This window comes from Faecalicatena faecalis (assembly GCF_012524165.2).
GTDB classification, from domain to species: Bacteria; Bacillota; Clostridia; order Lachnospirales; family Lachnospiraceae; genus Faecalicatena_A; species Faecalicatena_A faecalis.
Genome location: NZ_JABACJ020000024.1, coordinates 39,968 through 53,663 on the forward strand (window position 1 = coordinate 39,968; position 13,696 = coordinate 53,663).

At 46.3% G+C, this 13,696-nt stretch carries 12 protein-coding genes; all 12 read left to right on the forward strand.

Translation table 11 applies throughout. The features are described 5' to 3' along the window. The first annotated feature begins 8 nt into the window (after positions 1–8). The 12 genes from HGO97_RS19055 to HGO97_RS19110 all read left to right on the forward strand — a co-directional run bounded on the left by HGO97_RS19055 (position 9) and on the right by HGO97_RS19110 (position 13,584). Positions 9–1,190, forward strand: coding sequence for an AGE family epimerase/isomerase (locus tag HGO97_RS19055; RefSeq protein WP_216244468.1), 1,182 nt, complete (start codon positions 9–11; stop codon positions 1,188–1,190). After that, complete coding sequence (locus HGO97_RS19060; RefSeq protein WP_216244469.1) at positions 1,171–2,343, forward strand: glycoside hydrolase family 130 protein; 1,173 nt, start codon at positions 1,171–1,173, stop codon at positions 2,341–2,343. Before HGO97_RS19055 ends, HGO97_RS19060 begins: the two co-directional genes overlap by 20 nt. Positions 2,344–2,401: 58 nt before the next feature. After that, positions 2,402–3,085 carry a hypothetical protein gene (locus HGO97_RS19065; protein WP_216244470.1) on the forward strand — a complete coding sequence of 228 codons (684 nt, stop codon included), beginning with the start codon at positions 2,402–2,404 and terminating at the stop codon, positions 3,083–3,085. A 43-nt stretch (positions 3,086–3,128) separates the two neighbouring features. Continuing rightward, positions 3,129–4,175 (forward strand): SGNH/GDSL hydrolase family protein, encoded by a 1,047-nt coding sequence (locus HGO97_RS19070; RefSeq protein WP_216244471.1) that lies wholly within the window; start codon positions 3,129–3,131, stop codon positions 4,173–4,175. Between the two features lie 3 nt (positions 4,176–4,178). After that, complete coding sequence (locus HGO97_RS19075) at positions 4,179–5,255, forward strand: SGNH/GDSL hydrolase family protein (RefSeq protein ID WP_216244472.1); 1,077 nt, start codon at positions 4,179–4,181, stop codon at positions 5,253–5,255. 17 nt (positions 5,256–5,272) lie between these two features. Continuing rightward, entirely contained in the window at positions 5,273–6,997 is a 1,725-nt protein-coding gene (locus HGO97_RS19080; protein ID WP_216244473.1) for a phospho-sugar mutase, read from the forward strand. Between the two features lie 8 nt (positions 6,998–7,005). Continuing rightward, positions 7,006–8,364: a GH1 family beta-glucosidase gene (locus HGO97_RS19085; RefSeq protein ID WP_216244474.1), complete on the forward strand. Its 1,359-nt coding sequence runs from the start codon at positions 7,006–7,008 to the stop codon at positions 8,362–8,364. An 8-nt stretch (positions 8,365–8,372) separates the two neighbouring features. Next, positions 8,373–9,308, forward strand: coding sequence for a glycoside hydrolase family 113 (locus HGO97_RS19090; protein WP_216244475.1), 936 nt, complete (start codon positions 8,373–8,375; stop codon positions 9,306–9,308). Further along, positions 9,305–11,158 (forward strand): type I phosphomannose isomerase catalytic subunit, encoded by a 1,854-nt coding sequence (locus HGO97_RS24295; RefSeq protein ID WP_216244476.1) that lies wholly within the window; start codon positions 9,305–9,307, stop codon positions 11,156–11,158. The genes HGO97_RS19090 and HGO97_RS24295 overlap by 4 nt, the downstream gene beginning before the upstream one ends. Positions 11,159–11,392: 234 nt before the next feature. After that, a complete protein-coding gene (locus tag HGO97_RS19100) occupies positions 11,393–11,746 on the forward strand; it encodes a YbaB/EbfC family nucleoid-associated protein (RefSeq protein WP_216244477.1) in 354 nt (117 codons plus the stop codon). A 113-nt stretch (positions 11,747–11,859) separates the two neighbouring features. After that, positions 11,860–12,456: a recombination mediator RecR gene (recR, locus tag HGO97_RS19105; RefSeq protein WP_216244478.1), complete on the forward strand. Its 597-nt coding sequence runs from the start codon at positions 11,860–11,862 to the stop codon at positions 12,454–12,456. Positions 12,457–12,483: 27 nt separating this feature from the next. Then, the gene (locus tag HGO97_RS19110) at positions 12,484–13,584 is read left to right on the forward strand and encodes a LacI family DNA-binding transcriptional regulator (RefSeq protein WP_216244479.1); all 1,101 of its coding nucleotides are present in this window, start codon (positions 12,484–12,486) and stop codon (positions 13,582–13,584) included. Positions 13,585–13,696 lie beyond the last annotated feature (112 nt).

The following is a 13,696-nucleotide window of genomic DNA, read 5'->3' on the forward strand; positions in this document are numbered from 1 at the left end:
GGAATAGAATGTTTGTCGAAGAAATAAGAGAACATTTGATCAACGATCTGATTCCATTCTGGAAGGGGATGAGAGATGACACATATGGGGGATTTTATGGGTGGCTGGGATATGATCTTGTGTTGGATGAGGAGGCAGTAAAGGGCTGTATTTTAAACAGCAGGATACTCTGGTTCTTCTCCAATGCATACAGGCTTTTAGGGGAGGAAGAACTGCTGGAATATGCCAGACATGCTTTTGGTTTTCTTAAAGACCACTGCCTTGACCAGACATACGGAGGCATCTACTGGTCTCTTGCTTATACAGGACAGCCGGAGGATACGACAAAACATACTTATAACCAGGCCTTCGCAATTTATGCGCTTTCATCCTACTATGATGCTTCCGGGGATATGCAGGCATTGCAGATCGCGCAGGAGTTGTCAGAACTGATTGAGACCAGATGCAAAGATGGGTATGGATACCTGGAAGCCTTCAGCCGGGATTTTCAGCCGGAGGAAAACGATAAATTATCCGAAAACGGCGTGATTGCTGAAAAGACAATGAATACGCTGCTGCATGTGTTCGAGGCGTATACAGAATTATACCGTGTGTCAGGAGATGAGAAGATTGCATCCAGCCTGAAATTTATGCTGGATGTAGTTGCAGATAAGGTCTACAACAAGGAAAAAGGGCGTCAGGAGGTTTTCTTTGATAAAACCTGGAATTCGCTGATCGACCTGTATTCCTACGGACATGATATTGAAACGGCCTGGCTTGTGGACCGGGGGCTGGAGATTCTGGATGACGCTTCTTATACAGAAAAGCTGTCTCCGATTACAAAGTGTCTTACAAAGAATATTTATGACAGGGCCTATATAGACCATTCTCTTGTGAATGAATGTGAGAATCATGTTGTGGATACGACACGTGTATGGTGGGTTCAGGCAGAAGCGGTTGTCGGATTCCTGAATGGATACCAGAAATCACCGGAAAAAACGGAGTATCTTAAGGCAGCACAGGATATCTGGGCGTATATCAGAGAGTATCTGATAGATGGCAGGAAGGGGTCCGAGTGGTACTGGGCAGTGGACCAGGATAAAAGACCACTTAAGAAGCCAATTGTAGAACCCTGGAAGTGCCCGTATCATAACGGAAGGATGTGCTTTGAGGTGATAAGGAGGATGCAGGATGCTTCACAGGCAGTATGAGGTGGAACAGGAAAAGGTGAATAGACTTGTTTCCAGGAAGAACTTGAAAAGTGATTTTTATAATGGAATTTATGACCGGTATGTGTATCCGGTCCTGACACGGGAATTTGCTCCGGTGCATTGGAGATACGATTTGAATGAAGAAACCAACCCTTACTTTATGGAGCGGCTGGGAATTAATGCGGTCATGAATTCAGGGGCAATTGAGCTGGATGGAAAATATTATCTTGTTGTGAGGGTAGAAGGCAATGACAGAAAATCATTTTTTGCAGTAGCGGAAAGTGAGAATGGAATCGATGGATTTCATTTCTGGGATTATCCTGTAATCCTGCCGGATACATGTCCAGGGGAGACAAATGTATATGACATGCGGCTGACAAAGCATGAGGATGGCTGGATTTACGGTGTGTTCTGCTCAGAGAGCAAGGATCTTAAGAATCCCGATCTGTCTGCGGCAGTGGCGAAGGCAGGAATTGTCAGGACGAAGGATCTTAAGACCTGGGTGAGGCTGGATAATCTCAGGACACTTCGCTCCCCGCAGCAGAGGAATGTAGTGCTCCATCCTGAATTCGTGGATGGGAAGTATGCATTTTATACCAGGCCAATGGATGGATTCATCGAGACTGGAAGCGGAGGCGGTATCGGTTTTGGGTTATGTGAGGATATTGAGCACGCCGTCATTGATGAGGAGACAATCATCAGCAGGCGGATCTACCATACCCTGACAGAATCTAAAAATGGGGCCGGAGCTGTGCCGATCAGAGGAAAAAAGTGCTGGATACATATTGCCCATGGAGTTCGGAATACGGCTGCAGGACTGCGCTATGTATTATATGCATTTGGAACAGACCTGGAGAATCCGGCAAAGGTGATCGCAGAACCTTCAGGAGCCTTTCTGGTGCCTTTTGGAGAGGAACGGGTCGGGGATGTCTCAAATGTTGTCTTTACCAACGGTGCGATTGCATGTGAAAATGGAGATGTGTATATCTATTATGCCTCCTGTGATACAAGGATGCATGTGGCCACGACTACAATCGATCAGCTGGAAGATTATTTATTTGCAACACCGAAAGACCCTTTGCGCTCAGCAGACTGTGTAAAACAGAGATGCGCGTTGATTGAAAAAAATCTGGAACTTCTAAAGAAGAGATAAGAAAAATAAGCCGGGCAGTGAATGCTGCCCGGAAAAATAATCAGAGGAGTGATGGAATATGATAAGGCGTATATTCAGAGATATCCGGGAAAAGACAGAAAACATGAGTAAAAGAGAAACAGCCGCTTATGTCCTGACGTATTACTGGTATCATATTCTGGCGGTATGTTCCATAATTGCTCTGATTGTTTTATTTATTACTCATTATACAATAGGAAATCAAAAACCGGTATTTACCTGTGTACTGGCGAATCAGGAAATGGATTCCGGGCGGGATGGCCTTATAAGGGACACATTTTCGGAATATGCAGGACTTCCTGCCAGGAGAGTTGTAATAGACTCGGATTACAACTTTTCTTATGAAGGTATGGAACTTTCGGGAGTGAATGAAAGTTCTTATGAAAAGTTTTTCTTTCAGTGGAGAAACAAGGAATTAGACGCACTGATCCTATCTGAGAGTTTTTATCAATACTGCAGAGAAATGGGAGGAAGCTTCTGTGATCTGTCCGATATGGATAAAGGAGATTTTGAAATCTATAAGGATGGTGATATGGTCGGCGCCGTCATCCTCGGAGAGGATTCATTTGCAGAGAGGGTGACCGGAAAAAAAGGAGAAAAACTTTTGCTGGCGTTCCCGGACGAGGGAAAACATGAGGAATCCAGAGAAATGTTTTTGAAGTACCTGTGTGATGTGAAAGCGGGAAAGGTCGAGGGTGTACAGTTTAGTGATTTGATCCGCTGACAGAGGTCTGAGAGAAGAATGGAAAGAAAAGAGGAGAAGAAGAATGAGAGTGCTGCCTGATCATGAAAAACTAATTTACAGTGGAAGGATCGACTGGAGTGATCCAAAAGCACCTGTGTTTGTTTTCCCGTGTACGTCCGTCGGGATGCGTTTTACGGGGAATACTTTGAAGATCCAGGTGATGAATAAAAGTGCATATTGGGATCATTATCTGGGATGTATTCTGGACGGTGTGCAGTCCGCGGTCCTTCTTCCGAAAACGGGGAAGGCAGAGCTGGAAATTCCGGTTACCCCATCCGAAGATAACTGCCATGAGGTCCTGTTCTTTAAACGCCAGGATTCCTGTCATGAGTTGGTATTTTTAGGAATGGAACTGGATGATGATGCAGAAGTCCTTGCAATGAAACCAAAGCCGGGGAGAAGGATTGAGGTATATGGAGATTCCGTTTCGGCAGGAGAGGTTTCAGAGGCAGTAGAATATGTGGGAAAGACAGATCCGGAACATAGCGGGGAGTATTCCAACAGCTGGTATTCTTATGCCTGGATGACGGCCAGAAAACTAAATGCACAGATCCATGATATCGCGCAGGGGGGAATAGCCCTGATGGATAAGACCGGATGGTTCTGTGAACCCGAGGCTGTGGGAATGGAGACAGTCTGGGATAAAATCAACTATCATCCGCTGTTCGGTGCCCCGGTAGAGTGGGATTTTTCACAGTATGTACCACAGGTAGTTATTGTGGCGGTCGGTCAGAATGACAATCATCCAAAGGACTACATGAAAGAAGAGTACGAGGGAGAAAGGGCGGCAGTATGGAGGGAACATTATAAGTTGTTTCTGGGAAAGCTGCGAAGCAGATATCCGGCAGCACAGATTGTATGCTGTACGACGCTTCTGTATCATGATGAATCCTGGGACCGGGCAATTGCCCAGGTGGTACAGGAACTGGGAGATGAAAAAATTACGCAGTATCTTTTTAAGCGTAACGGGAAAGGGACTCCGGGACATCTGCGGATTCCAGAAGCAGAAGAGATGGCAGAAGAACTGGCACAGTATATAGAGAATCTGAATGTGGAAGGATGGGATTAACGGATGGGACAGATCAATCTTGCAAGAATGAAAAGGTGTATGCGAAGGGCTGATAAGGGAGAGGATCTGACAATCGGATTTATTGGAGGTTCCATCACACAGGGGAGCCTTGCTTCAAATCAGGAGAATACATATGCCAGGCGGATATATGCGTGGTGGGAGCAGACGTTTCCGAAGGCGCATTTTCATTATGTGAATGGTGGGATCGGAGGAACGACTTCCCATTTTGGGGCTGCAAGGGCAGTATCGGATTTACTGATGTATCAGCCGGATTTTGTTATAGTAGATTTCAGTGTAAATGATGAGGCAGATGAATTCTTTCAGGAGACCTATGAAGGACTTCTTAGAAAGCTCCTTTTGTGGAATTCACATCCCGCGGTTCTGCTGTTGAATCATGTGTTTTATGACACAGGGAAGAATGCACAGGATTATCACAATGCCCTGGGGGAATGGTATCAGGTTCCTCATGTCAGTATCAGGGACACCTTGTATCAGAGGATGAAGCAGGGAATGTATACAAGAGAAGAATTGACGCCGGACGGCCTGCATCCAAACGATAAAGGGCATAAGCTGGTGGCAGAAGAGATTACGGCTTTTCTGGAACAGGTAAAAGCAGGAATGCAGGAAGAAGAAAATGAGGCTGTGTTTCCGGAGCCGATGACTCCCAATGCTTATGAATCAGCCAGGATGCTGACGATAAGAGAATCAGCACCCATCCTGGAAGGTTTCAGGGCAGATGCAGAAGAAAAGGCAGGTCACCTTGATGTATTTAAAAATGGCTGGATCGGTACCAGGGCGGGGGACAGGATAACTTTTGAACTGGAAGCCTCCTGTATTGCCGTCCAATACAGAAAGACAATTCAGAAGCCTGCCCTTCGGGCAAAGCTGGTCCTGGATGGAGAGGAAGAACATCCAGTTCTCCTGGACGGAAACTTCGATGAGGACTGGGGGGACTGTTTATATCTGGAACCTGTGCTGCATCATGGAGAGAGAAAGAAGCATACGGTAGAACTAACTGTTCTGCCTGGAAATGAAGAGCAGCAGACACCATTTTATCTGTTGTCATTGATTATTGCATAAAAGGAAAGAGGAACAAGATGAACGCAAAAGAAACTTATGAATTCTGGCTGAGTAATTCGTATTTTGATGAAGAAACAAAACAGGAGCTGAAAAGCATTTCAGAAGACGAAGCAGAAATTGAGGAACGGTTTTACCGTGATCTTGAATTTGGAACGGGTGGTCTGCGTGGGATCATCGGAGCGGGAACGAACCGGATGAATATCTATACAGTGCGTAAAGCAACACAGGGACTGGCAAATTATATGATAAAAGAAAAGAAAGAAAAACAGGGGGCGGCGATTGCGTTTGATTCCAGGAATATGTCACCGGAGTTTGCCCAGGAAGCGGCATTGTGCCTGGCAGCAAATGGAATCAAGGCATATATTTTTCCATCCTTACGTCCCACGCCGATGCTTTCTTTTGCACTCCGTGAACTTGGCTGTGCGGCAGGAATTGTTGTGACAGCAAGCCATAATCCGCCGGAATACAATGGATATAAAGTATACTGGGAGGATGGGGCGCAGATTACCTGTCCAAGGGATAAAGAAATTATTGCAGAGGTAAATGCGATTACGGATTATGCACAGGTGAGAAGTATTTCACAGGAAGAAGCAGAGGCCGCAGGCTTGTATCAGGTGATCGGGCCAGAAATAGATGACAGATATATGGAGGAGTTAAAAAAATTGGTCATTCGCCCGGAAATCATCAAAAAAGAAGCCTCTGACCTGAAGATTGTATATACGCCGCTTCACGGAACCGGAAATCTGCCGGTCAGAAGGATATTGAAAGAGCTGGGATTTGAACAGGTATATGTGGTAAAGGAACAGGAACTTCCAGACGGTGGTTTTCCGACGGTCTCCTATCCGAATCCCGAGGATAAAAATGCATTCCGGCTAGCACTGCAGCTGGCAGAAGAGGTGGATGCAGATATTGTTCTGGCAACAGATCCTGATGCGGACCGCCTGGGAGTCTACGCGAAGGATAAGAAAACAGGAACGTATACCAGTTTTACAGGCAACATGTCCGGTATGCTGATTCTGGAATATATTCTTTCTCAGAAGAAAATGTTGGGAACCCTGCCGGCAAATGGGGCTGTGGTAACTACGGTCGTATCCGGGAAGATGGCGAAATCGATAGCAGCGGATTATGATGTAGATCTGATTGAGACATTGACAGGCTTTAAATATATTGGAGAGCAGATTAAATTTTTTGAGCAGGACCATCAGCACACGTATGTTTTTGGATATGAAGAAAGCTATGGATGTCTGGTCGGCACACATGCACGTGATAAAGATGCAGTCGCTGCGGTTATGGCGTTGTGTGAAGTCGCTGCATGGTGTAAGAGCCAGGGAAAAACACTTTGCGACCAGATGAAAGAGCTGTTTGAGACTTATGGCTATTACAGGGAATCGCTTTCTACTGTGACCTTAAAAGGACAGGACGGGGCAAGGCGGATCGCACAGATCATGGAGCAGATCCGCAGTCAGGTGCCGGAGACGATCGGCAAAGTGAAAGTGACACAATTCAGAGATTATCAGGAAGATATCTGTCTGGACTGCATTACGAAGGAACGGTCTGTTACCGGGCTTCCCCGGTCCAATGTCCTTTACTTTGAGCTGGAAGGTGGAGCATGGTGTTGTATACGCCCATCAGGGACAGAGCCTAAGATCAAATTCTATATTGGTGTCAGGGGTGAGGATGACAAAGAGGCAGAAGCTATATTAGAGTTATTGGCCAGTGCAGTGGAAAAGCTGGCGGAGTAGGAGGCAGTATGGGATTTGGAGAAGATTTTGTCTGGGGAGCTGCTACCAGCGCATATCAGATCGAGGGGGCAGTAAAAGAAGACGGGAAAGGAATGCATATATGGGATGTGTATACAGAACAGCCCGGCCATATATTTGAAGGGCATACAGGAAAAATCGCCTGTGATCATTATCACCGTTTCAGAGAAGATGTAAAAATAATGAAAGAAATGGGACTGAAGGCTTACCGGTTTTCAATCGACTGGTCCAGAGTACTGCCGGATGGATATGGAAAGGTGAATGAAAAAGGAATCACATTCTACAGTGAACTGATTGATGAACTTTTGGAAAATGATATCGTCCCGTATATAACGCTGTATCATTGGGAACTGCCGTATGAAATCTATAAACAGGGCGGCTGGATGAATCCACGGATTGTGGAATGGTTTGGGGAATATGCGAAGCTGGCCGCAGAACGTTTCAGCGACCGGGTGAAGAATTTCTTTACATTAAATGAACCGCAATGTTTTGTGGGACTGGGATTTCTGACAGGAGAGCATGCTCCGGGAATCAGGGCACCTTTACGTGACACCTTTGAAATGGCACATCATGCCATGAAAGCGCACGGAAGGGCAGTGCAGATGCTGCGTCAGTATGGTAAGCAGCCATTGAACATCGGATATGCGCCGACGGGGTCCATGTGCTATCCAGAGACAGAGAAAGCAGAAGACATTGAGGCGGCGAGACAAATGCTGTTTTCCATGCAGACAGACGACAATAACTGGACCTGGAATGTGGCATGGTGGTCTGACCCGGTTCTTCTGGGGCATTATCCAAAAGAGGGGCTGGAAAGATACGAAGCATATCTGCCAAAGATCACGGAGGCTGATATGAAGCTGATCTCGGAACCGATTGATATTTATGGACAGAATATATATAACGGAAGATGTATCCGCATGGGAAAAGACGGGAAGCCCGAAGAGGTCAGAAGGTATGAAGGCTTTGCGAAGACCGCAATTGACTGGCCAGTGACACCAGAATGCCTGTACTGGGGGCCGAAGTTCTTATACGAGCGTTATGGGAAACCAATTTACATTACAGAGAACGGGCTTTCCTGTCATGATGTAGTTTCACTGGATGGAAAAGTACATGATCCGAATCGAATTGACTTTCTTGCAAGATACCTTCATGAATTGAAAAGGGCAGCGGGTGAGATTGAACTGAGGGGATATTTCCAGTGGTCACTGATGGATAATTTTGAGTGGGCTAAGGGGTATTCGGAGCGTTTTGGACTGGTATATGTAGACTACCGGACACAGGAAAGGATACTGAAAGATTCTGCATACTGGTACCGGGATGTGATTTTAAATCATGGGAAAGACTTGTAGGCAGGGGGATGGATATGATAAAAGGAATTACATTTTATCCCTTTGCGCCAAGGGGAAGCTTTATTAAGGGGGAGGTAAGAACAAGCCTGTCTGTGATGAAAGAACGTACAGGAGCAGATACGGTGGTGCTGGTTCCCGCGGGAATCCAGCAGACTCCCCAGTCTGTGGAGATAGACTGGCAGTCGCCACAGACGGTAAGTGACAGTGAATTGTGTGAGTTGATCAGATATGCGAAGACTCTGGGGCTCAAGGTGTTTCTAAAGCCGACAGTAAATTGTGCAAATGGAGTCTGGCGGGCCCATATTAATTTTTTTGATGAAGAGGTGCCCTGCGAACCTAAATGGTCCGAATGGTTCCGGGCGTATACGGAGTTCCAGATGCATTATGCCCGGATTGCGGAGGAGCTTCATTGTGAGATGTTTATTACGGGATGTGAGATGGTCATGTCGGAACGGCGCGAACGGGAATGGCGCAGCCTGATAAAGGCGGTGAAAGAAGTTTACCATGGACCGGTCAGCTATAACACGGATAAATATCAGGAACACAATGTATCCTGGTGGGATTGTGTGGATGTGATATCTTCCAGCGGATACTACCCGGCAGATGATTGGGAAAATCAGCTGGACCGGATTGAAAAAGTGGTCAGAAGGTATAAAAAGCCCTTCTTTTTTGCAGAGGCGGGGTGTATGTCCACTGCCGGCTCCAGGGAGGTGCCCAATAACTGGGAACTGCACGGAGAAGTAGATCTGGAGGGGCAGAGGGTGTGGTATGAGAATATGTTCACGGCTGTTACGAAAAGAGACTGGATCAAAGGCGCTGTACTCTGGTCCTGGGATGGAAGGCTCTATGATGGATGGAAGGCAAAAGAGGATTTACATTATGAATTTTATCAGAAGCCGGCAGAGGCAGTGATCAGAAAATATTTTACGGAGAATTGGACATGAGTATTTTGAAATTAAAACCAAGCTGTAAGGATTATATCTGGGGCGGCAGCAGACTGGCAGAGGAATATGGAAAAGAATGTGACAAAGAAGTGATTGCCGAGACATGGGAATTATCCTGCCACCCGGATGGGCCGTCTTATATTGTAAATGGTCCTTATGTGGGAAAGACTCTTAAGCAGTACATTGATATAGAAGGAAGGGACGTTCTGGGTGTAAACTGCAGAAGATTCCGTGACTTTCCAATCCTTACAAAATTTATCGATGCGAAGGACAACCTGTCCATTCAGGTACATCCGGATAACCGTTATGCATTAAAGAATGAAAAGCAGTACGGTAAAACAGAGATGTGGTATGTTATGGATGCAGGGGAAGAAGCCTTTTTATACTATGGGTTTAAAAGAGAAGTCAGTAAAGAGGAGTTTGCAAAAAGGATTCAGGAGGATACGCTTCTGGAAGTGCTTCATGCAGTTCCGGTTCAAAAAGGCGATGTGCTGTTCATCGAGTCGGGAACCATCCATGCAATCGGGAAAGACATCCTGATCGCAGAAATCCAGCAGAACTCCAATGTGACCTATCGGGTGTATGATTATGGAAGGGTCGGCAAGGATGGTAAGAAGCGTGACCTGCATATTGAAAAGGCTCTCGCAGTTACAAACCGTGTTCCCATTGTAAAAGGCAGGAACAGTTATCCGCATGTCGCAGACTGTGATTATTTTACGGTAGATAAACTGAACCTGGATGGAAATGTGATGAAAAAGCTGGAAGGAAATGTTTCCGGGGCATCCTTTGCAAGTATTCTGATGCTGGATGGTGAGGGGACAATCTCCAACGGCAATGAAAGACTGTCATTTAAAAAAGGAGACAGCTTCTTTCTGGCAGCAGGAAGCGGTACTTATACAGTAGAAGGTTCCTGTGACGCATTGATTACCACGATTCGTGAAAAGGCGGCGCCTGTGCGTATCGGAATCGATATCGGCGGAACGACGACTAAGATCGGGCTGGTGGACATTCATCAACAACTGCTTGCCTGTGAGGAGATGGATACTGACCCGGACAGGACGGCAGAAGCAGTCATTGAAGAGATCGCGCAGAGAGTGCTTGGGCTTTTAGAACGTCAGGGGATTTTGATGGATCAATGTATTGGGGCAGGCATTGGTGTACCGGGAACTGTGGACAGAAAGTCAGGTATTGTCCGGTATTCCAATAATATGAAATGGGAAGATGTAAAGCTGGCTGAAAAGATCGGGGTGTATCTTCCTATTCCTGTCAGGATAGCGAATGATGCAGATTGTGCGGCATTAGGTGAGGCAGCGGCTGGAGCCGGGAAGGAATGTCAGGATGTGATTATGCTTACACTTGGAACGGGAGTCGGCGGCGGAATTATTCTGGATGGGGAAATTTATGAAGGAAAGGGAATCGGCGGAAGTGAGCTGGGCCATATGGTGATTGTGGAGGATGGCGAGCCGTGTACCTGTGGACGCAGAGGATGTCTGGAAGCATATGTATCTGCATCAGCCTTGATCCGGGATGCGAAAAGGGCGCTTGGAAAAGAGATGACACCGGAAGAGATCTTTGCCGGGGCATCCGGGGGAAATGAGGTATTAAAGGATATTGTGGACTTGTATATCAGAAGGCTGGGTATTGGGATTGTCAATATAGTCAATATCTTCCGTCCGCAGCTCGTACTGATCGGCGGTGGGATATCTGCCCAGGGGGAGAACCTTTTAGGACCTCTCAGGGAGATTGTAAAGAAAAACTGTTTTGGTGGCGAGAAAGGTGAATTACCGGAGATTGAGACTGCTGCTTTAGGAAAGAATGCCGGGATGATCGGTGCGGCCAGCCTGATATAAAGAGAGAAAGCTGATATTATGCTGATATTATATAGAAGAATTACTGTATAGAAGATTGATTGTATAGGGAAATAGGGCGGTGGAACAAGAAAGGTTCTGCGGTCCTGTTTTTTGCTGTGAAAAAACTACACAGATAAATGGAAATATGATAATATAAGTAATGAACGGCTTTGGATCGCCGTAAAGATGATAATAGCAGATAAATTTTATATTGAAGTATAGGAGGATTAAATCATGGCAAAAAGAGGTGGATTCCCAGGCGGCGGAATGCCTGGCAATATGGCCAACCTGATGAAGCAGGCGCAGAAGATGCAGCGCCAGATGGAAGAGCAGGCCAAGGAGCTTGAGACAAAAGAGTTTACAGCAACGGCCGGAGGCGGCGCAGTTGAGGTGACGATTTCCGGTAAACGTGAAGTTGTGAAGGTAAAATTACAGGAAGAAGTCGTAGACCCGGAAGATATCGAGATGTTAGAGGACCTGATTGTGGCAGCAACGAACGAAGCACTTCGCCAGGTAGATGAAGTATCCGGTGCGGCAATGAACAAGCTGACAGGCGGCCTCGGCGGCGGAATGCCGGGAATGTTCTAAATATTCTGACAATGGAGAGCAAAAGGGTCAGACCCCTTTGAAGAAGGGTCTGACCCTTTTGAATCGCTTTTCTCCGATGAAGGGATAGAAAGAGAATACAGGAGTGATACCAGATGGATTATTATAGTAATCAAATCAGCAGGCTGATCGAGGAGTTTTCGCGGCTTCCGGGAATTGGAGCCAAGTCCGCACAGAGGCTTGCGTTCCACATCATCAATATGCCGAAGGAGCAGGTGGACAATCTTGCGAAGTGTCTTGTGGATGCGCGCAATAACGTGAGATATTGTTCACAATGCTGCACGCTGACCGACCGCGAGTTGTGTCCGATCTGCAGCAACCCGGACCGGGACCAGAAGACGATCATGGTCGTGGAGACACCGAGGGATCTGGCAGCTTATGAGAAGACCGGAAAGTATAATGGAGTCTATCATGTGCTGCACGGTGCGATTTCTCCGATGCTGGGAATCGGGCCCGGAGACATCCGGCTCAAAGAACTGATGGAGCGTCTGCAGGGAGATGTGGATGAGGTCATCATTGCTACGAATTCGAGCCTGGAGGGTGAGACGACGGCGATGTATATCAGTAAGCTGATCAAACCTACGGGAATTAAAGTCAGCCGGATCGCCAGCGGAGTGCCAGTCGGCGGTGATTTGGAATACATTGATGAAGTGACGCTTCTGAGGGCTTTGGAAGGCAGAACACAGCTGTAGGGACACAAGTGGTAAGGATGTGGGACAATGTATAAGAAAAAGGTGACGTCTTCGGATGTGGCGCAAAGAGCCGGGGTTTCCCAAGCCACAGTTTCGATGGTGCTGAATAAAAAGTATAATGTTTCTTTTTCTAAGGACGTAATCAAAAAAGTAGAGGATGCGGCCAAGGAACTTGGATATGAGCTGCCAAAGCGTAAGAAGCACAAGGAAAATAAGAGGGAGAAGCTGTTGGTTGTTTTTTGCCCAAACCTGACGAATCCTTATTATGTGATGCTTCTGCAGGGAATTGAGTCCAGGGCCACGGAGCAGGGATTTGGGCTGTTCGTTTGCAATACACAGAGAAATCTGGAGCTGGAAGAGCGCTATCTGAAAATGATGCCGTCGTTAAATCCGCAGGGGGTCATCTATACATGCAATCCAAGCCGATGCTTTATGCCTGTTGTGGAAGAGCTTTCAAGGCAGATTCCATTTGCAGTGATAAACAACCAGAATGAGAAACTGGATGTGGATGCCGTGGAATTGGATAATTCCAAGCTTGGGCGGATTATGGCCCGGCACCTTCTCGAACTAGGACACAGACATGTGGCGTATATTGCACCGCCGTTGACGGTCCGGCAAAAACAGCGTTCCAAAAGGGTAGAGGGATTCCTCAAAGAATTCAAGGATGCAGGACTTGGAGATCAGGTAGTCATTAAGGCTGCAAATGAAGCTATAGATCAGGATATTCCAGGAATTGATTCAGAGTATCGGATCGGATATGATCTGACAAAGGAGCTTTTAGCGGAGGACAAAAATCTGACTGCTATTGTGGGGTTGAATGACATGATTGCTTTTGGAATCCTGGATGCACTTTATGATGAAAAATATAAGGTCCCCGGGGATATGTCTGTGATGGGGTGTGATAATACCCTTTTTGCAAAAATGCATAAGATTTCATTGACCACCATTGAGCATTTTGTGATCTACAAGGGCAGAGATGCCTGCGATATCATTATGAAAAAAATTAAGACCAGGGACAGGCAGTATTCGGAAATGGAGCCAATCAGCATCTATCATGTAGAGTATGAGCCTCGTCTGGTGACCAGGGGCACAACCTCATATCCGAGGAGCAGAAAAAAGAAAAATTAATTTAATGTTTCAAATTATTAGTAATAATTTGAAATAGAGGGAAAGCAGTTTAGACGAAGTATTTCAGAAAAACGCAGAAATGTATTACAATTAAGAGAATCGATTTCTTGAT

What these genes read in the sequence shown, in the direction of transcription:
- HGO97_RS19055 (WP_216244468.1), top strand. Translation starts at nt 9, where the DNA reads ATGTTTGTCGAAGAAATAAGAGAACATTTGATCAACGATCTGATTCCA.
- HGO97_RS19080 (WP_216244473.1), top strand. Translation starts at nt 5,273, where the DNA reads ATGAACGCAAAAGAAACTTATGAATTCTGGCTGAGTAATTCGTATTTT.
- HGO97_RS19060 (WP_216244469.1), top strand. Translation starts at nt 1,171, where the DNA reads ATGCTTCACAGGCAGTATGAGGTGGAACAGGAAAAGGTGAATAGACTT.
- HGO97_RS24295 (WP_216244476.1), top strand. Translation starts at nt 9,305, where the DNA reads ATGAGTATTTTGAAATTAAAACCAAGCTGTAAGGATTATATCTGGGGC.
- HGO97_RS19100 (WP_216244477.1), top strand. Translation starts at nt 11,393, where the DNA reads ATGGCAAAAAGAGGTGGATTCCCAGGCGGCGGAATGCCTGGCAATATG.
- HGO97_RS19070 (WP_216244471.1), top strand. Translation starts at nt 3,129, where the DNA reads ATGAGAGTGCTGCCTGATCATGAAAAACTAATTTACAGTGGAAGGATC.
- recR (WP_216244478.1), top strand. Translation starts at nt 11,860, where the DNA reads ATGGATTATTATAGTAATCAAATCAGCAGGCTGATCGAGGAGTTTTCG.
- HGO97_RS19075 (WP_216244472.1), top strand. Translation starts at nt 4,179, where the DNA reads ATGGGACAGATCAATCTTGCAAGAATGAAAAGGTGTATGCGAAGGGCT.
- HGO97_RS19085 (WP_216244474.1), top strand. Translation starts at nt 7,006, where the DNA reads ATGGGATTTGGAGAAGATTTTGTCTGGGGAGCTGCTACCAGCGCATAT.
- HGO97_RS19065 (WP_216244470.1), top strand. Translation starts at nt 2,402, where the DNA reads ATGATAAGGCGTATATTCAGAGATATCCGGGAAAAGACAGAAAACATG.
- HGO97_RS19110 (WP_216244479.1), top strand. Translation starts at nt 12,484, where the DNA reads ATGTATAAGAAAAAGGTGACGTCTTCGGATGTGGCGCAAAGAGCCGGG.
- HGO97_RS19090 (WP_216244475.1), top strand. Translation starts at nt 8,373, where the DNA reads ATGGATATGATAAAAGGAATTACATTTTATCCCTTTGCGCCAAGGGGA.